18 protein-coding genes and 2 tRNA genes are annotated in these 16,559 nt (G+C 68.9%); 15 read left to right on the top strand and 5 right to left on the bottom strand.

Annotation, left to right across the window (positions count from 1 at the left end; all coding sequences use genetic code 11):
- Positions 1-140 precede the first annotated feature (140 nt).
- The gene (locus ABDZ36_RS07620) at positions 141-557 is read left to right on the top strand and encodes an arsenate-mycothiol transferase ArsC (RefSeq protein WP_211311463.1); all 417 of its coding nucleotides are present in this window, start codon (positions 141-143) and stop codon (positions 555-557) included.
- On the opposite strand, the gene surE is transcribed toward ABDZ36_RS07620, so the two are convergent.
- The 3 genes from surE to ABDZ36_RS07605 are packed head-to-tail and all read right to left on the bottom strand — an operon-like array spanning position 551 to position 3,494.
- Complete coding sequence (surE, locus tag ABDZ36_RS07615; protein WP_211311462.1) at positions 551-1,315, bottom strand: 5'/3'-nucleotidase SurE; 765 nt, start codon at positions 1,313-1,315, stop codon at positions 551-553. The two genes, ABDZ36_RS07620 and surE, sit on opposite strands and share 7 nt — an antisense overlap.
- 42 nt (positions 1,316-1,357) lie before the next feature.
- Positions 1,358-2,764, bottom strand: a complete 1,407-nt coding sequence (locus ABDZ36_RS07610; RefSeq protein WP_211311461.1) for a small ribosomal subunit Rsm22 family protein — start codon at positions 2,762-2,764, stop codon at positions 1,358-1,360.
- Positions 2,751-3,494: a prephenate dehydrogenase/arogenate dehydrogenase family protein gene (locus ABDZ36_RS07605; RefSeq protein ID WP_211311460.1), complete on the bottom strand. Its 744-nt coding sequence runs from the start codon at positions 3,492-3,494 to the stop codon at positions 2,751-2,753. Before ABDZ36_RS07605 ends, ABDZ36_RS07610 begins: the two co-directional genes overlap by 14 nt.
- A gap of 93 nt (positions 3,495-3,587) precedes the next feature.
- On the opposite strand from ABDZ36_RS07605, the gene ABDZ36_RS07600 reads away from it, so the two are divergent.
- Both ABDZ36_RS07600 and ABDZ36_RS07595 read left to right on the top strand, forming a co-directional pair.
- Positions 3,588-4,163 carry a HalX domain-containing protein gene (locus ABDZ36_RS07600; protein WP_211311459.1) on the top strand — a complete coding sequence of 192 codons (576 nt, stop codon included), beginning with the start codon at positions 3,588-3,590 and terminating at the stop codon, positions 4,161-4,163.
- 53 nt (positions 4,164-4,216) lie between these two features.
- Entirely contained in the window at positions 4,217-5,170 is a 954-nt protein-coding gene (locus ABDZ36_RS07595; RefSeq protein WP_211311458.1) for a PAS domain-containing protein, read from the top strand.
- Here ABDZ36_RS07595 and ABDZ36_RS07590 read toward each other — a convergent pair.
- Entirely contained in the window at positions 5,143-6,327 is a 1,185-nt protein-coding gene (locus tag ABDZ36_RS07590; protein WP_211311457.1) for a M24 family metallopeptidase, read from the bottom strand. The two genes, ABDZ36_RS07595 and ABDZ36_RS07590, sit on opposite strands and share 28 nt — an antisense overlap.
- 95 nt (positions 6,328-6,422) lie before the next feature.
- Between ABDZ36_RS07590 and aroA the strand changes: the two genes are divergently transcribed.
- The 11 genes from aroA to ABDZ36_RS07535 all read left to right on the top strand — a co-directional run bounded on the left by aroA (position 6,423) and on the right by ABDZ36_RS07535 (position 13,781).
- Positions 6,423-7,709, top strand: coding sequence for a 3-phosphoshikimate 1-carboxyvinyltransferase (gene aroA, locus ABDZ36_RS07585; protein ID WP_211311456.1), 1,287 nt, complete (start codon positions 6,423-6,425; stop codon positions 7,707-7,709).
- Positions 7,710-7,916: 207 nt separating this feature from the next.
- Complete coding sequence (gene aroC / locus ABDZ36_RS07580) at positions 7,917-9,095, top strand: chorismate synthase (RefSeq protein ID WP_211311455.1); 1,179 nt, start codon at positions 7,917-7,919, stop codon at positions 9,093-9,095.
- 113 nt (positions 9,096-9,208) lie between these two features.
- Positions 9,209-9,841 carry a uracil-DNA glycosylase gene (locus ABDZ36_RS07575; protein WP_211311454.1) on the top strand — a complete coding sequence of 211 codons (633 nt, stop codon included), beginning with the start codon at positions 9,209-9,211 and terminating at the stop codon, positions 9,839-9,841.
- An 85-nt stretch (positions 9,842-9,926) separates the two neighbouring features.
- A complete protein-coding gene (locus tag ABDZ36_RS07570; protein WP_211311453.1) occupies positions 9,927-10,688 on the top strand; it encodes a DUF2064 domain-containing protein in 762 nt (253 codons plus the stop codon).
- A gap of 52 nt (positions 10,689-10,740) precedes the next feature.
- Positions 10,741-10,881 (top strand): rubrerythrin-like domain-containing protein, encoded by a 141-nt coding sequence (locus tag ABDZ36_RS07565; protein ID WP_211311452.1) that lies wholly within the window; start codon positions 10,741-10,743, stop codon positions 10,879-10,881.
- Between the two features lie 169 nt (positions 10,882-11,050).
- Positions 11,051-11,563, top strand: a complete 513-nt coding sequence (locus ABDZ36_RS07560; protein WP_211311451.1) for a response regulator transcription factor — start codon at positions 11,051-11,053, stop codon at positions 11,561-11,563.
- Positions 11,564-11,634: 71 nt separating this feature from the next.
- Positions 11,635-11,717 (top strand) — tRNA-Ser (locus ABDZ36_RS07555).
- 126 nt (positions 11,718-11,843) lie between these two features.
- Entirely contained in the window at positions 11,844-12,170 is a 327-nt protein-coding gene (locus ABDZ36_RS07550; protein WP_211311450.1) for a DUF5785 family protein, read from the top strand.
- 45 nt (positions 12,171-12,215) lie between these two features.
- Positions 12,216-12,734, top strand: coding sequence for a GNAT family N-acetyltransferase (locus ABDZ36_RS07545; RefSeq protein WP_211311449.1), 519 nt, complete (start codon positions 12,216-12,218; stop codon positions 12,732-12,734).
- Positions 12,735-12,739: 5 nt separating this feature from the next.
- A tRNA-Thr gene (locus ABDZ36_RS07540) sits at positions 12,740-12,813 on the top strand.
- A gap of 131 nt (positions 12,814-12,944) precedes the next feature.
- Positions 12,945-13,781 (top strand): proline dehydrogenase family protein, encoded by an 837-nt coding sequence (locus tag ABDZ36_RS07535; RefSeq protein ID WP_211311448.1) that lies wholly within the window; start codon positions 12,945-12,947, stop codon positions 13,779-13,781.
- A 63-nt stretch (positions 13,782-13,844) separates the two neighbouring features.
- On the opposite strand, the gene ABDZ36_RS07530 is transcribed toward ABDZ36_RS07535, so the two are convergent.
- Positions 13,845-15,215 (bottom strand): MFS transporter, encoded by a 1,371-nt coding sequence (locus ABDZ36_RS07530; RefSeq protein ID WP_211311447.1) that lies wholly within the window; start codon positions 15,213-15,215, stop codon positions 13,845-13,847.
- 291 nt (positions 15,216-15,506) lie between these two features.
- Here ABDZ36_RS07530 and ABDZ36_RS07525 point away from each other — a divergent pair, with 291 nt between their 5' ends.
- Entirely contained in the window at positions 15,507-16,508 is a 1,002-nt protein-coding gene (locus tag ABDZ36_RS07525; RefSeq protein WP_211311446.1) for a DUF5784 family protein, read from the top strand.
- Positions 16,509-16,559: the final 51 nt, after the last annotated feature.

Below are 16,559 nucleotides of genomic sequence, written 5' to 3'. Positions count from 1 at the left end.
CCTTGCGTTCGCACACGAGGGGACGGTCCGATTCCGATGAACGTCACCCTCGCCTTCGTTTGCGTCCAGAACGCCGCGAGACGGTCGCCCTCCGGGCGCTGTGACTCGCGTGCTCTGCACACCGCCTCGGGGGTCGTCCGATGACGACCACCCTCGCCTTCGTTTGCGTCCAGAACGCCGGCCGTTCCCAGATGGCGACCGCGTTCGCCGAACGCGAAGTCGCCGAGCGTGACCTCGACGAGGAGATCGAGCTCGTCACGGGCGGCACCGACCCGGCCGAGCACGTTCACGAGGAGGTCGTCGCGACGATGGACGACGTCGGCATCGACCTCTCGGATCGAGAGCCACGCGAAGTGACGTTCGAGGAGATCCAGCGCGCCGACTACGTGATCACGATGGGCTGCTCGGCGGACGACGTCTGCCCCGCGGGATGGGCGGGCGAGAACCGCGACTGGGGCCTGCCCGATCCCGACGGGAAATCCTCCGAGGAGGTCGCCGAGATCCGCGACGAGATCGAGGCACGCGTACGCGACTTGTTCGACGAACTGACTCAGTAGTCCGCGACGAGCGTATCGAGGACTTCGTGGTGCTCGGTCGTGTGCGGTGCGGTGAGCGGCGACACGCTCGTCTTGCCCTCGACGACCGCGCGGAGGTCGCTGTCCGCGGGTTCGCCCGCGACGACCCCGCCGTCGATGCGATCCCACATCTCGTCGTGGAGGCGCAGATGTTCGCCCGCGCGCTCCACGCTCATATCGTAGCCGCGCGTCGGCGTCGTCACCGCGATCTCATCAACTTCGGTGCCGGGTCGGGGCGCGTTGACGTTGAGGTAGTCGGCGCGCTCGAAGACGCCGGCGTCAAGCGTGTGCTCGACGAGGTAGCGCGTGACGGCCGCGGCCTCGGCGTACTCCTCCTTCGGCGTCGCACCACCCTCGAAGTCCGCGCTCGTGAGCGCGAGCGACACCGAAATCGCGGGGACGCCGAAGAACGCCGACTCGACGGCCGCGCTCACCGTCCCCGAGCGGCCGAGGACGTACATCCCGAGGTTGCCCCCGCGGTTGCAGCCCGAAACGACGAGGTCCGCGTCGGGGACGAGGGACTCGAGCGCCGCAATCACGCAGTCCGAGGGCGTCCCGTGGACCGCGTAGCCGTACTCGTGTTCGTCGACGACGACCTCGCGGGAGAGCGCGCGGCCCGTCGCGCTCATGTCCTCCGCGGGCGCGACCGCCGTGACGTCACCGAGGGCCGAGAGGGACTCGTAGAGCGCGGCGAGGCCAGGGCTCTCGATCCCGTCGTCGTTCGTCAGAACGATCTTCATATACGTGGCTGACGGATGGGGGGCGTGGAAAGCGGTTCGGTCTCAGCCGAGGCGGTCCACGATAACCTCGTCGTCCACGACGAAGTTGTACGCGTTCTCATCGTCGTTCCAGAGGCAGAGCGCGGACTCGAACTCCACGAGGTCGCCGTAATCGGCCCCCAGGAGGTCGCGGTTGAGCGCGGTGCGATCGACGACGACGGCGTAGCAGTCGGTGTCCTCGGAGCCGTCGCTGATCTTGAACAGCGGATTGCCGCCCTCCGAGAGGTCGTTCGAGAGTTTGGCGGCGACGAGGTCGACGCGCTTCGAGACGTGGCGGTCGGCGTCACCGAGTTTCGCGTAGCGCGACGCCGGGAGAGAGAGATCGTGTTTCCGCCGTTCGTCCGTCCGCAGGAAGCTGTGGCTGTATTTGACGCTCTCGTTCAGGAACTCCGCGGGGCGTTCTGCGGCCTCGGCGAGACGGCGCTGGAAGCCCGGCGCGTCGATATCGGGCTTCTCGACGAACGACCAGCCGCGATCGGTCGGACGCTCGCCGTCCCAGAGGCGGACGGTCGGCGCGTAGACCGTGACGCCGCGTGTTTCGAGGGCGCGTTCGACCTCGCGGAGGCCGATGCTCGTGTTGCGGTCGGCGGGCGCGACGAGGACGAGCGTGCCGTCGTCCGCGAGGACGTCGAGGTAACGCTCAGCGATCGCGATCGGATCGTCGAGTTCGCTGAGGACGCTGAACGCCGTCACGAGATCGAAGTCGTCTCCCTCCGTGAGGGCGTCGGTGTCGAGTGCTTCGACCGTCTCAGGGTGGAGCGTCCCGTGGACGTTCGGGCCCGACGCGTCGATGAAGTCGGTGAGGAGGTCCACGGCGGGACTCGGCTCGACGGCGTGGTAGTTGAGGAGGCCGTCGTCCGGGACGGCGTCCGCGAGGCCGAGGAACGGGCCGCCGACGCCCGCACCGATGTCGAGGACGCGCGCGTTGCGCGGAAGGAGACCCTCGGCGGCGAGGTCCGCAGCGACGTACCGGCCGACCGCATAGTAGTCAGGGAGGTGGTAGATCGCGTAGCCGAGCGCGGCGGTTTCGTCGTACGAGACGTCGTTCTCGTAGTAGTAGTCGGTCTTCAGCCGGCGGATCGCCTCGCGGAGGGCGTCGCCACTCTCGCCGCGGTGCCAGTCCGGACCATAGACGTCGACGAGGCGGTCTTCGAGGACGCGCGCGTGCTCCTCCGGGAACGCCGTGACGGACGCCGGCGGGACAGACGCCGGGCCCGGCTCGACGGGGGCGAACGTGCCGTCGTCGCGTTCGACGAGGCCGAGCGACGCGGCTTCCTCGCGGAGGGCCCGACGGACGACCGCGGGGTGACGCGGCGTGCTGAGGTACTCACAGATCTCCTCGGGGTCGATCGGGCGGACGTCGCGGAGGTATTTCGCGTTCGCCCGGAGTTCGTCTTTATTTACGGACATCGTCGTAGAGGGCGTCGTAGTCGTCGGGGTCGGTGTTCGCGAGGCGCTCGGCGGCGGCGGCGATGTCGCGTGCGCCGTCGAAGGTCGCCTGAATGTCGGCATAGACGCGCGGCGTCCCGTCGAGGACGCGCTCGGCGAGCGCGTCGAGCCGTTCGTAGACCGGCGTCGCGAGTTCGTCGGGCACGTCGGCCTCGGCGGCGTCCGCCGCGAGCGCGAACGCGAGGATGGCGGCGTGCGTGCGTCCTTGGATCGTGCGCATCGCGTCGTCGTGCTCGTCGGGTTCGACGTCCACGAGGTCGTTTCCGGCGGCCTCGATGTCGCGTCTGAGCCCGTCGGTCGCGGGGCCGCTCGCGGCCGTCGAGACGGCGACCGTCCCGGGTGCGGCGTCGCCGCCGAACAGCGGGTGAAAGCTCACGCGTTCGCGTGCGGGTGCCGCGGCGGCCATCGCGTCGAGCGGCGCGCGCATCGACCCCGTGACGTCCACGACCGCCTGCTGGGCCGTTCCGGCGTGTTCGGCGATCGCCGCGCTCGCGACCCGCATCGGGACGGCGAGACAGACGATACCGAACGACTCGGTCGTGTCGAGGGGGACGGCCCGAGCGCGCGCACCGAGCGCGTCCGCGGCGGCCTCGGCGCGCGCGCGGTCCGCGTCCGCGAACGCGACGTCGGGCGTGACGGCGGCCGCGAACCAGCGACCCATCTCGCCCGCGCCGACGACGAGTACGTCCATGCCGATTCGATAGCCCGCGCGCGGGCAAAAGGGGTTCGTTCCCGCCGATCCGTCGGGAGGTTTTAAGCTTCGCGGTGACGAAACCCGAAACGAATGACCGACCGGCCGACTATACTCGTCGTCGAGGACGACCGCGATCTCGCGGATCTCTACGCCGCGTGGCTCGACGACGACCACGCCGTCCGAACCGCGAATTCGGCGGAGGAAGCCCTCGATCGGTTCGACGACGACGTCGACGTCGTGTTGTTGGATCGACGGCTCCCGGCGTCATCGGGTGACGAGGTACTCTCCGAGCTCCGCAGGACGGGGAGCGACGTGCAGATCGCGATGGTGAGCGCCGTCGACCCCGACTTCGACATCATCGAGATGGGATTCGACGCCTACCTCGTCAAGCCGGTCGCGCGCGACGAACTCACCGATCTGGTCAGCCGTCTCCTCGCCCGCCGGCTGTACACGGTCGAGGTCCGCGAGTTCTTCTCCCTCGCCGCGAAGCGCGCCGCGCTCGAATCCCAGAAGGACGCCGACCAACTCGCCGACAACGAGGAGTATCAGCGGCTCGTCGCCGACATCAAGGCGCTGGAGGGTGAACTCGACGAAGAGGTCGGCAACCTCGACGACGACGACGTCGCGGCCGTCTTCCGCTCGCTGCGCGCGCACGGCGAGGAGTAGGATCCTCCGCCCAACGCGCTTTTCACCGTTCGCGTGCTACCTGTCGATAGTGTATGGCCGACGGTGTCCGCGTTCTCTACGTCGGTGAGCGGGCCGACGGAGCACGCGTCCGTGCCCTCGATGCGACCACGGACGTCGCCGAGGTCGTGACCGCACCCGACGGCGCGTCCGTCGTCGACGCCCTCTCCGGGCACGACATCGACTGTATCGCCTGCGAGGACGGCCTCCCGGGCATGGACGCGATCAGCGTGCTCCGGCTCGTCCGCGACACCGACCCGGCGATCCCCTTCGTCCTCTACGCCATCGACGGCTCCGAATCGCTCGCCGCCGACGCGATCTCCGCGGGCGTCACCGACTACGTCACGGCCGGCGAGGCGGATGGCGTCGAACACCTGATCGACACGCTCGTCTCCGCCGCGCGGCGCTATCAGGCCGAACAGGACGTCGCGCTCCTGAACGACCTCGCGCGCAACGTCTACGAGCGCATCACGGACGCCTTCTTCGCACTTGATCGCGACTGGCGCTTTACGTACATCAACCAGGAGGCCGAGAACCTCCTCGAAGTCACCGCCGAGCGCATCGTCGGCGAGAACGTCTGGGAGATCTTCCCCGAGTCCGTCGGCTCGACGTTCTACACGGAGTTCCACCGTGCGATCGCCACCCAGAATCCCGTGGTCTTTGAGGAGTCCTTCGGCCCGCTGGACAAACAGTTCGAGGTCCGGGCCTTCCCTTCCGAGGACGGGCTCTCCATTCACTTCCGGCAGACCATCGCCGGCGAGTCGACGCGCGGCGATCACCTGATGGAGCTCACGAGCGTGCTCTCCTACGACCTCGCCGACTCCATCGACAACGCCCGCGCCGCGCTCACATCGGCGCAAGCGTCCCACTCCGCGACCGAGGAGCTCGACGACATCGAGGCCGCACTCGATCGGATGGACGACCTCATCAATCACTCCATCACGCTCGCAAACGAGGAGGATTACTCGACGACGAACTCCACCGGATAGTCCGTCAGGTCCTCGTACCCCGACTCGGTGACGACGGCGATGTCCTCGATACGGACGCCGCCGACCGCCGGATCGTAGAGCCCCGGCTCGATCGTGACGATGTGGCCGGGCTGTAACTCCTCGTCCGCGCCCTCGCTCAGCCGCGGGCTCTCGTGGACGTCGAGGCCGACGCCGTGGCCCGTCGAGTGGATGAACCCCGTCTCGGTCTCGGGATCGGAGCGCAGCGTCGGATAGCCCGCGTCCTCGTACACCTCGCAGACGGCGGCGTGGACGTCCGCGCCCGTTGCACCGGGTTCGAGCGCGTCGAACGCCGCGTCGAAGGCGCGCTCGGTCACGTCGTAGAACTCGCGGGCGTCGCCGGTCGGCTCGCCCTTCACGAACGTCCGCGTCATGTCCGCGTGGTACTTCGAGGCCTTCTCGCGCGGGAAGATGTCGATCACGATCGGTTCGTTCACTTGGAGCGGGCCACGCCCGCGGTTGTGGGGTTCGGCGGCGTCCGCCCCGCAGGCGACGATCGTCTCGTCGAGGCTGCAGCCGTGCCGGAGGAGCGTCACCTCGATCTCTTCTTTGACGCGCTCGGCGGTGAGCGGTTCGTCGCGATAGAGGAGTTCGCCGTCGACGACGTCGGCCTCCGTGAGGAGGTCCTCGGCGGCCGCCATCGCGGCCTCGTTGGCTTTCTGTGCCGACCGAACGTGCTCGACCTCCGTCTCGGTCTTCACGGCGCGTGCGTCACCGATGTGGTCGTCCCGGTCGGCCGTCACCGCGACGTCGCGCTCGCGGAGGTCGTCCGCGACGCCGAGCGGGAAACGTTCGTTCGTCGCGACATCGGCGGCGTCGAACTCGTCCAGGAACGCGGCGAGGACGTGGCGGTTCGCCTCCTCGCGGCCGTGTTCGGCGGCGAGTTCGTGGTAGTCGTAGTCCGCGTGGCGGCGCACAGCGTCCGCGCGCGCCTCGTTCGTCGCGCGGCCGTACTCCAATCCGGAGACGAGGAGTGCGGTCCGCTCGGGCGTGTATAGCGTCACGAACGGGTCGGGCGCGTCGAAACCGGCGAGATAATACTGGTCGGCGAGGTCGGCGCTCGCGTGGAGGAGGTAGCCGTCGCGCTCCGCCTCGCGGAGGAACGCGTCAAGCGTGCCGTAGTCGCGTTCGTCGTCCATGCGCGAGGGTCCGTCCGTGGCGGCAAAAGCGTTCCCCGTCGTTCGGTCCACTGACCCCGGAACGCTTACGGACGCCTCACGCGTCCCCACCGCGTATGCAGGTCACGGTCCCGCAGTCGCGCGTGCACGGCGACGCGCAGGTACCGCCGTCGAAGAGCTATACGCACCGCGCAATCCTCGCCGCGGGCTACTCGGATGGGGCGCTCGTCCGTCACGCACTGAAGTCAGCGGACACGCGCGAGACGATGGGCGCGGTCGAGGCCTTCGGCGGCGATGTCGTCGAGGTCGCGGGCGTCCTCGAAATAGACGGGTTCGGCGGGAGTCCAGAGACTCCACCCGACATCGTCGACTGTGGGAACTCCGGGACGACGATGCGCCTCGCCGCCGGCGCGGCCGGTCTCGTCGACGGCACGACCGTCCTCACCGGCGATGTCTCGCTGCGTTCGCGCCCACAAGCGCCGCTCCTCGACGCCATCGAACAGCTCGGCGGACGCGCGCGCTCGACGCGCGGGAACGGGCAGGCACCGCTCGTCGTCGAGGGCTCGATCGAGGGCGGGGCGGTGACGATCCCCGGCGACGTCTCCTCGCAGTTCATCTCCGCGCTCCTGATGGCCGGAGCGGCAACCGACGAGGGGGTCGACATCGAGCTCTCGACGGAGCTGAAGTCCGCGCCGTACGTCGACATCACGCTCGAACTGCTCGCCGACTTCGGCGTGACGGCGGAGCGGACCGAGGCGGGCTATCACGTCGAGGGCGGGCAGACGTACGAACCGTCGGATGGCGAGTACGCGGTCCCGGGAGATTTCTCCTCGGCGTCCTACCTGCTCGCAGCGGGCGCGCTCGCGGGCGACCCCGAGGTCGAGGTGTGCGGCGTCTACCCGAGCGCGCAGGGCGACAGCGAGATCCTCGGGATCTTAGAGGAAATGGGCGCGGACATCGACTGGCACCGCGACGACGGCCGCGCGGTCGTGCGGCGCTCGGAACTGTCGGGGACGACGGTCGACGTCGGTGACACGCCCGACCTCCTCCCGACGATCGCAGTCCTCGGCGCGGCCGCCGACGGCACGACGAAGATCGTGAACGCCGAACACGTCCGCTACAAGGAGACGGACCGCGTGAGCGCGATGGCGGAGGAGCTCGCCAAGATGGGGGCCGAGATCGAGGAGCAACAGGACGCCCTGATCGTCCACGGCGGGGAGAGCGATCTCGTCGGGGCTGACGTGGAGGGACTTGGCGACCACCGCGTCGTGATGTCGCTCGCTGTCGCTGCGCTCGTCGCGGACGGGGAGACGACGATCACGGGCGCGGAGGACGTCGACGTCTCTTTCCCGGGGTTCTTCGACACGCTCTACGACCTCGGCGTGAGCGTCTCGCGGGACTGAGCAGCGCGAACCGGTGGCGAACACGCCGGCGCAGCGTTCGATTCGGGGTGGGATGCCGGCGGGTTTCGCTCCCCCGCCCCGGGCGGTCGATCAGCGCACATGCGCGAGTGGCCTCGCCTTCCCGTATGAATCTCTGCTCGCGGGGTCGGTGGCCGGTTTTGCGCGTTGTGTAAGGACTTTAACCGCGCGCGGCCGAACTCCGTAGTAATGAACGGGAACCGGTTCGGACGGCTCTTTCAGGTGACGACGTACGGCGAGAGCCACGGGCAGGGCATGGGTGCGACCGTCTCCGGCGTGCCTGCGGGCCTCGAGCTCGACGAGGAGGACATCCAGCACGAACTCGATCGGCGCAAGCCCGGCCAGTCGATGATCTCGACGTCGCGGGGCGAACCGGACGCGGTGACGATCCAGTCGGGCGTACAGGACGGTTACACGACGGGGACGCCGATCGGCTTGACGATCGAGAACAAGGACGCACGCTCGGGGAAGTACGAGCCGTTCATCACGGCACCCCGTCCCTCGCACGGCGACCTCACGTACTCCGCGAAGTTCGGGACGCGCAACTGGGGCGGGGGCGGGCGCTCCTCCGCGCGCGAGACGGTGAACTGGGTCGCCGCAGGCGCGATCGCGAAGAAGGTCCTCCGTGAGAACGGCGTGCGCGTGAAGGCGCACGTGAACCAGATCGACGACATCGAGGCCGGTGAGGTGTCATGGGCGGAGATGCTCGAACACACGGAGGAGAACGACGTGCGGTGTGCGGACCCCGAGGCGGCCGACGCGATGCAGGAACGCATCGAGGAGTATCAGGAGCGCGGGGACTCGATCGGCGGGTCGATCTACTTCGAGATCCGGGGTGCGCCCCGCGGGCTCGGCGCGCCGCGCTTCGACAGCGTGGAGGCGCGACTCGGGCAGGCGCTCATGTCCGTGCCGGCGTCGACGGCGTTCGAGTTCGGCCTCGGGCGCGACGCGCGGGAATACAGCGGGAGCGAGCGCAACGAGGATTGGACGTTCGACGAAAACGGTGATCCGATCCCGGTCGGCAACGACCACGGCGGGCTCCAGGGGGGTATCACGACCGGGCAGCCGATATACGGCGAGTTGACGCTGCACGCGCCGACGTCGATCCCGTCGGAGCAGACGACGGTCGACTGGGAGACGGGCGAGGAGAAGACCGCGCAGGTCATCGGCCGCCACGACCCCGTGCTGCCGCCGCGCGGCGTCCCCGTCGTCGAGGCGATGTGTCGGCTGACGATCCTCGACTTCATGCTCCTCGGGGGGCGGATCAACCCGGACCGGATGGACGACCAGCCCGGCGAGTACCGGACGGCGTACCATCCCTCGAGCCCGGAGAACGACCCCGACGACGCCGAGACGCACGTCGAGTAACGAGACGCACGTCGAAGAGCGAGACGGCCGACCGGCGTCCCGAAAGAACTGCGGCGGGGGTGGCGTCCGGACGATCCGGCACGATTTTGCGGGGCGCACGCGTCCGTGTCGGCATGGACGCCCATCAGGAGACACGGTACAACCCCTTCGGGATGGACGAGACGTGTCGCAACTGCGAGGGTCTCTGCGACGTCCGCGATCGCGTCGTCCACGGCTACGGCGACGCGGGCGCGGACTTCGTCTTCGTCGGCGAATCCCCGAGCGCGGGCGCGGAGCGGACGGGCGTTCCGTTCACGGGCGACGCGACCGGCGAACGCTTTCAGGACATCCTCGGGCAGATCGGGCTGAACTACTCGCTGCCCACGAGCGACGAACCGGAGATCGAGAACGCCTACCTCACCTATCTAGCGCGCTGTCGCCACCCGGAGCGCGAACCGATGGACGACGAGGTGGCGACGTGTGAGCCGTTCTTGAACGCGGATCTGCGGATGATCAACCCGGAGATCATCGTGCCGGTCGGCGAGCGCGCGCTCGCGGAGATCGGCACGGAGTACACGACGACGCCGGTCGAGGAACTCGATGTCGTGGAGCACCACGCGGAGCGGATCCGCGGGCGCGGCTTCGAGTTGCTCCCGATGGTACATCCGGGGTCGATGACGAACGAGCAGAAGGACGCGTTCGTGACCGCGTTCCTCGATCTCCTCGACACCGATTACCGGCAGACGAAGGGGCGGCGCGGGCGGTAGGACGCGGCCTCGAGGCCGTCGCCGCGGCGCTGCTCACGGGTCACGAACGCGGGGGTTGAAGGCCGGTGGACGCCGACGAGGGACCATGACGCTCCTCATCGCCATGATCGAACCGCCCCGCGAGGGCCTCGTTCTCCCGCAGTTGGCGGACACGTCGCCGCTGACACCCGCGGAAGCCGTCGATCTCTATCGCGCGATGACGAAGGACCTCCTGCGCGCCGGGATGGAGAGCGGCGGCGACGTGCTCGTGAACTATCGGCCGGACGACCTCCTGGCGGAGCCACACGTCCGCGAGCGATCGAGCGAGGACGCGGTACGCGAGCTCGTCGCCGAGGCGCTCGACGAGGAGGAGCTAGATGGAACGCGCTTCGAGGTACAGGTCGGCTCGAGCTATGAGGCGCGTGTCGGGAACACGGTCGCGCACCTCCTCGAAACGGAGGAGCAGTCGTCGGTCGCGGTCGCGAAGCCGGTCGCGCCGCTGCTCGATCGCTCAGCGCTCGATGCGGCGGCGATGAAGCTGCGCCGGCGCGACGTCGTGCTCGGTCCGGCGGCGGACGGCCGCGTCCACTACGCGGCGTTCGGGGAGCCGATCGACTTCGCGGGGGCGTACGCCGTCCCGGAGCTGGAGACGCTGACGGCGCGGGCGCGCGACGCCGATCTCGACGTGGACTTCATCCCGCCGTCGGTAGCAGTGCGGACGGGCGCGGATCTGCGGACGCTCATCCCACGGATCGCGGCGAGGCGACGCGCCGGCCGGTCGACTCCGACTCATACGACCGCGTTCCTCGACGAACTCCCGGTGCGCGTCGCCGAGCGGTCCGGGGAGCGGACGCTCGTCCGGGACTGATCGGCCGATCGTCGAGGAAACACTTATGCAGAGTTGTGTGCTAACTATACACATGAGGCCGTGGGTGGAAACAGCGGACGGCGAAAGCTACGAGTGTCTTCGCTGTGGGAGACGGGTCATCGCTCCCGAAACGCGCATCTGCGAGGAGTGTGGCGGAACGTTGCAGAGCCTCTCGCGAAGCCGCGACCTCTGAGCGGCCGTTTCAGGTGACGAGGTCGGTTCGGCGTGACCTGTAGCGTCGCGTCCGGCGCGGGCAGCGGGTCCCTGTAACCGAAACCGTTAGGGCGGCCTCCGCCACTCTGTGAATACACGCGTATGTCCCGAACCGTGGACGCCCGGCGGGCGTCCGGAGGCCCGACTCGATGGCGTTGATGATCTGCGAGGCGTGTTCGACAGCGCAGAGCTTCTCGATCCTGCGCTCGGACGCGACCTGCCATGTGTGTGGCGCTGGCGAGGAGTTCCTCGCCCCGGTTTCCGAGGCCGAATCGGAGGCCGGAGTCGATCAGAGCGATACCGTGTTGCTCGCCGACGACAACGACGAGCTCCGCGAGACGTTCCGGCTCTGGCTCTCCGCGACGCGGTGGGACTGTCGAGCGGCTGCGGACGGCGAAACGACGATGAACGCGCTCGACGCAGATGTCGACGTCCTCGTTCTCGACCGCCGGATGCCCGACCTCTCCGGGCCCGAGGTCGTTGAACGGCTCTCCGAGACGGAGTTCGACGGCCAAGTGCTCGTCGTGAGTGCCTACGAGCAGGACACACACCTGAGCGAGGCCGATGTTGATGGCTATCTCACGAAACCGATCCGACGCCAGACGTTCGTCGAGACGCTCGAACGGATGGTTCGCCCGGACGAGGACGAACCGGACGAGTAGCGTCGAGCGTTCCCCCGGGCGAGTCGATGCCGAAAGCCGCATAGGGGATCAGCGAAAACGGAACGATACGTGGCGAGGTGGCGGAGCGGCCTATCGCGCCGGTCTTGAAAACCGGTGGCATTCAGCCTCCTGGGTTCGAATCCCAGCCTCGCCGTTTCCGTCGAGCAGCGCGAGACGTGCGGCACGCCGGGAATCGGGCAGACGAGACGAGCGTAGTGAGCGACGGTCGTCGCGTTCGCGGAGAGTAACCGTTTTGGGTACCCCTACCGCACGTCCCTATATGGAGGACATGTACGACGAGTCGGGCCGCGACTGGCCCCACGACCCCGACGGCGAGGAGGGGAGCGAGGGCGGGCGCAAATACGGGATGGCCGTCCTCTCGAAGAAGGTCGACGAGGGCGAGGACTTCCCACTGCAAAGGGAGGCGTTCGTCGCGGAGTACGGCGACGACCCCGTCCGGATCAACTACGAGACCGTCGTCTCCGTCGCGGACATCTTCGAGCACGTCGAGGCCGATGAGTACTCGGATAAGGTCGACTTCTGGAAGCAGGTCGGCGACGGCATGCGTTCGGGCGACGTCTGGGACTATCACCCGACCGACGAGTGAGTCGGAGGCGACGCCCCTAAGGTCGACGCGGCCGACGTTCCGACGATGGCGCGACGTGCACCGGACGGCGTGCGGATCGAGGCGGCGACAATGGACGACCTCGACGCACTGGTCGATTTCTGGGTCGCGCTCGTCGCCGATCAGCGCGCGTACGGCACGCATCTTCTCGCAACCGAGAACCGCGCGACCGCACGCGACGTCCTCTCGCAGTACGTCGCGACCGACCGAGCGCTCGTCGCGCGCCTCGTCGGGACCGACGCGCCCGTCGGCTTCGTCATGTACCACCCCGAGACCGGACTCTACGAGGAGGACGCGACGCGCGGCGTCGTCGATAACGTCTACGTCGATCCTGCCCATCGCGAGCGCGGGATCGGGAGCGCGCTTCTCGACGCCGCCGAGAACGCGCTTCTCGACGCCGGTGCTGACGTCCTCTCGATCGCCGTGATGGCCGAGAACGAGCGCGCGCGTGCCCTCTACGAGGATCGGGGGTATCGCCCGCAACGCCACATTTTGGAGAAGCCGGGGGAAAGCGACACGCACACAAAGGAGGACGGCGAACGCTGAGACGCGCCAAGGGAGCTTGGGCGGTTCAAGCACTCGATTTGTAATCGAGAATTCGAGGGTTCAAATCCCTCCCTTGGCTTCCAACGGGTCGTTCACAATCCACGCCTGAGACCGCTCGGAAGCATCTCTTCTGCACCGCGTTCGCGATTCTCCGACTCGCTCTGCGTTCGGGGGACGGCGTTTATGCCCGCGAGCGACCAAGAACGAGGTATGATCCCGCCCATCGCGGACCGGTTCGTCGCGGGTGAGTCGACGGCGACCGCGCTCGCACACGCCGCGACCCTCGACGACGGCGGCGTGAACGCGATCCTGAACCTCCTCGGCGAACACTACGACGACCGCCGAGACGCGGACGCCGACGCTGACGCCTACATCAGGTTGATCGCGGACATCGCCACGACCGACCTCGACGCCCGGCTCTCGGTGAAGCCGAGTCAGATCGGGTTGGCCGTCGGCGACGACATTTTCGTGGAGAACCTCGTGCGGGTCGTCGACGCCGCGGCCGAGCAGGGGGTCTTCTGCTGGGTGGACATGGAGGACCACACGACGACCGACGTCACGCTCGACGCCGTCGAGCGCGTTGCGGACGCACATCCGGGGCAGGTCGGCGTCGCGTTACAGGCGAACCTCCGACGCACCGGGGACGACCTCGAACGCTTCGCGGACGTGCCCGCGGCGGTGCGCCTCGTGAAGGGCGCGTACGACGAGCCGGCGTCCGTGGCATACACGCGGAAGGCGGACGTGAACGATCGCTACCGTGCGGGCCTTGATTACCTCTTCGCGAACTACGACGACGGCGAGATCGCGGTGGGAAGTCACGACCCGTCGATGATTGACCACGCGAAGGCGCTCGGCGCGGAGCACGGCACCGACTTCGAGTTCCAGATGCTCATGGGCGTACGCGAGGACGCGCAGTTCGCCCTCGCCACGGAGTACGACGTGGCCCAGTACGTCCCGTACGGCGGCAAGTGGTTCCAGTACTTCTATCGTCGCATCGCGGAGCGTCGGGAGAATCTGCTGTTCGCCGCGCGTGCGATCCTGCGTTGAGACACGCGAGCGGGAGAAAATCGCGTCCGCGGCTCGCCGAGACGCCGACGGCCCCCGCACCGCTCACGCGCTGGGTGCGCTCGTGCCACGGCCGGTGTCGGCCAGCCAGCCGAGCGCGAACACGCCCAGGCCACCGACGAGGACGAGCGCGCCGGCAACGCCGAACGTGAGGAGGTAGTCCGTGCGGGCGGCGAGCCATCCCCCGACGAGACCTCCGATGCCGCCCGCGCCCGAAGAGAGCGCGGTGTAGAGCCCGAGTGCCGCGCCGCGCCGCCCGGGTGCGGCGTAGCGCGCGACGAGCGTGTTCGCGGTGATGGCGACGACGGCCCACGAGAGCCCGACGACGACGTTGAGCGCTGCGACGCCGAGCAGGCTCGTGATCGAGGGCGCGCCGAGCACGGATGCCGCGGCGGCGACCGCAGGGAACGCGAGCGCGCGGAAGCCGAGCGCGCCGGTCTGGAGGCGACGGAGGTCGTAGCGGTCCGCGAGCGCGCCCGCGCCGGCGTAGAATGCGGCCGAGGAGAGACTGGAGACGACGTAGAGGGCGTAGACGGCGTCGTCGCCGAAGCCGACGCCGGCGAGGAAGTCGGGGAGCGGCGCGCTGAAGACGCTGAAGCCGGCGAAGAAGACGGAGACGGCGGCGAGATAGATGGCGAGCGGCCGGCGGACGCCGCGGAGGAGCGCGCGCGGGCTCGACGTCCGCGCGAGCGTGACGAGACGGCCGGGGAGCAACGGGCTGAGCGCCCCGCGAACGGTACCGAGGAGGCGCGGGCGACGCGCGAGCGTCCCGGCGCTCGTGGTGACGTCACTGGACGGGAGCCAGCGCGCGGCCGCGAGCGTCGCACCGGTGAGGAGGGCGACGCAGACGAGGAGCAGCGAGCGCTGAGCGGGCAGGGAGACCGGCCCGAGGGCGATGCCGCCGGGAAGGGCGAGCGACGACGTCGCGAGCGGAGCGAGGACGCTGCCGGCGAGGCGCGTCCAGAGCGCACCGAGGACGAGGCCGCCGGTCCATCCGTACCCCTGATAGCGGTTGAGACGCGCGATACGGGCGTTCCACTCGCGCTCGGGCGCGTCGGCGAGGACGAGAGTCGTGAACACCGGCGTTGCGCTGGCGACACAGAGCCAGAGGGCGGCGTCGACGACGATCACGGCGGCCACGGTGTCGAGGAACGGGAGGACCGCCGTAGCGAGCGCGAGCCCACCGAGGCCGGCGAGCGCGAACGGCCGATACCGGCCGGTGCGATCCACGAGCGTCCCGACGCCGAGCGCGCCGGGCACCATCGCAGTCGAGGTGGCGAACCAGCAGACGCCGAGGTCGAAGGCGGTCCCGCCGAGCCCGACGATGAAGAGGGGAACGAGCAGCGAGAGCGCGCCGATGGCAACGTTCGCACCCGCCCACGCGTAGAGCCAGCGATCGGTCACGGTATCGCGCACGACACACGCTGAGAGCGGCGGCGCTAAAAACGAACCGCACTCGTGGCGGGGTGACGACACGGCCGGTCCGAAAAAGCAACCGGCAGGCCTCGTTCGGCGTAATGCACGTCGATTTCCCATGTCGACGTCGTGCCGATCTGCAGTGAGTGTGACGCCCGCGGCGCTCGCGGTAGCCACAGGGGAGCCGACAGTTTCCGCTGTCCGGCATGACGACATCCGCTACCGGCCGCTCGCGTCGGCCTAAGACCGACTGACGGAAGACGTAAACCGACGGATCGACTACTGACGGTCGTGGCACAACCGCTCCGGTTCAGGTATTCGAGCGAAACGTGGAATGCGGGGCGGGTCCGTAGCGAGCTGCGTGCCGACCTCGACGCGAACATCGGTGCGACGGCGACGTCGCCGTGGTACCGGGCTCCCGCCGAGTACACGGCGCGGCGCTTCGAGATGGACAACGGCGACATCGCGCTGTTCGCGTATCGCGAGGACGGGAGCGGGGCGTACTGGCTCGGCAACACGGAGACGCCGAGCGTGCTCTGGCGAACGGAGAAGGAGGGGTTCTCCGAGGCCCCCCACGACGTCTCGCGGTGGGCGCAGCGCGAACTGCTGGCCGGCCTCGAGACGGAGGATCCGTGGCTCGCCGACTACCGCTATCTCGCGTGGTTCTTCCTCCCGGTGTTCTACTCGAAGGACGGCCGCGAGACCTCACGCCGGTTCTTCCGCGAGCACGCCGCGGGCTTCCCGGACGCCGACCGGGACGCGGCGCTGGCGTTCTACGACGACTTTCTGAAGACGGGGATCTTCGAGGAGCACCGACACGTAATGGCCGGGAAGCTCGGCACGTCGCAACACCTCGATCTGACGCGGACGAGCGCCGCGATGGGTGAGTTCGACGCCGCGTGGATCCTCCACGAGGCCGGCTACGACGTCACCCCGGAAATCGAGGTGGCGACGGGCCACTCGCTCGACTTCCGCGCGGAGCGCCCGGACGAGTCGGCGGCACACCTCGTCGAGGTGACGCGCCCGCTCCCGGTGAACGAGCGCTCGGCCGGGACGCCCGCGGCCGCCATACGCGATACGGTCGCGACGAAGACGGACGGCCAGTTGGCGAAACACGGCGGCGGCGCGACGCTCCTCGTGGATTGTTCGAGCTTCCCCGACGACGACTGGCAGGCGCTGCTCGCCGAAGAGCCGGACGTCCAACACCGCCCCGCGGCGGTCTTCCGCGTGCGCCCGAACGGGCACGTCGAGGGGTACACGAAAGGCGCGCTCCCCATCGACCTCGGGTTCTGATTTCGCCCGTCGACGCCCGATCCCGACACTCAAATGCGAGCGGGCCCCACG

This window comes from Halarchaeum salinum (assembly GCF_039520965.1).
GTDB classification, from domain to species: Archaea; Halobacteriota; Halobacteria; order Halobacteriales; family Halobacteriaceae; genus Halarchaeum; species Halarchaeum salinum.
Note: the sequence above shows the minus strand (reverse complement) of the source record. Positions and strands in the feature narration are given on the sequence as shown.

Bases quoted from the DNA above. Each gene is read 5' to 3' on its own strand.
- ABDZ36_RS07620 (WP_211311463.1), top strand. From the start codon at position 141: ATGACGACCACCCTCGCCTTCGTTTGCGTCCAGAACGCCGGCCGTTCC.
- surE (WP_211311462.1), bottom strand. From the start codon at position 1,315: ATGAAGATCGTTCTGACGAACGACGACGGGATCGAGAGCCCTGGCCTC.
- ABDZ36_RS07610 (WP_211311461.1), bottom strand. From the start codon at position 2,764: ATGTCCGTAAATAAAGACGAACTCCGGGCGAACGCGAAATACCTCCGC.
- ABDZ36_RS07605 (WP_211311460.1), bottom strand. From the start codon at position 3,494: ATGGACGTACTCGTCGTCGGCGCGGGCGAGATGGGTCGCTGGTTCGCG.
- ABDZ36_RS07600 (WP_211311459.1), top strand. From the start codon at position 3,588: ATGACCGACCGGCCGACTATACTCGTCGTCGAGGACGACCGCGATCTC.
- ABDZ36_RS07595 (WP_211311458.1), top strand. From the start codon at position 4,217: ATGGCCGACGGTGTCCGCGTTCTCTACGTCGGTGAGCGGGCCGACGGA.
- ABDZ36_RS07590 (WP_211311457.1), bottom strand. From the start codon at position 6,327: ATGGACGACGAACGCGACTACGGCACGCTTGACGCGTTCCTCCGCGAG.
- aroA (WP_211311456.1), top strand. From the start codon at position 6,423: ATGCAGGTCACGGTCCCGCAGTCGCGCGTGCACGGCGACGCGCAGGTA.
- aroC (WP_211311455.1), top strand. From the start codon at position 7,917: ATGAACGGGAACCGGTTCGGACGGCTCTTTCAGGTGACGACGTACGGC.
- ABDZ36_RS07575 (WP_211311454.1), top strand. From the start codon at position 9,209: ATGGACGCCCATCAGGAGACACGGTACAACCCCTTCGGGATGGACGAG.
- ABDZ36_RS07570 (WP_211311453.1), top strand. From the start codon at position 9,927: ATGACGCTCCTCATCGCCATGATCGAACCGCCCCGCGAGGGCCTCGTT.
- ABDZ36_RS07565 (WP_211311452.1), top strand. From the start codon at position 10,741: ATGAGGCCGTGGGTGGAAACAGCGGACGGCGAAAGCTACGAGTGTCTT.
- ABDZ36_RS07560 (WP_211311451.1), top strand. From the start codon at position 11,051: ATGGCGTTGATGATCTGCGAGGCGTGTTCGACAGCGCAGAGCTTCTCG.
- ABDZ36_RS07550 (WP_211311450.1), top strand. From the start codon at position 11,844: ATGGAGGACATGTACGACGAGTCGGGCCGCGACTGGCCCCACGACCCC.
- ABDZ36_RS07545 (WP_211311449.1), top strand. From the start codon at position 12,216: ATGGCGCGACGTGCACCGGACGGCGTGCGGATCGAGGCGGCGACAATG.
- ABDZ36_RS07535 (WP_211311448.1), top strand. From the start codon at position 12,945: ATGATCCCGCCCATCGCGGACCGGTTCGTCGCGGGTGAGTCGACGGCG.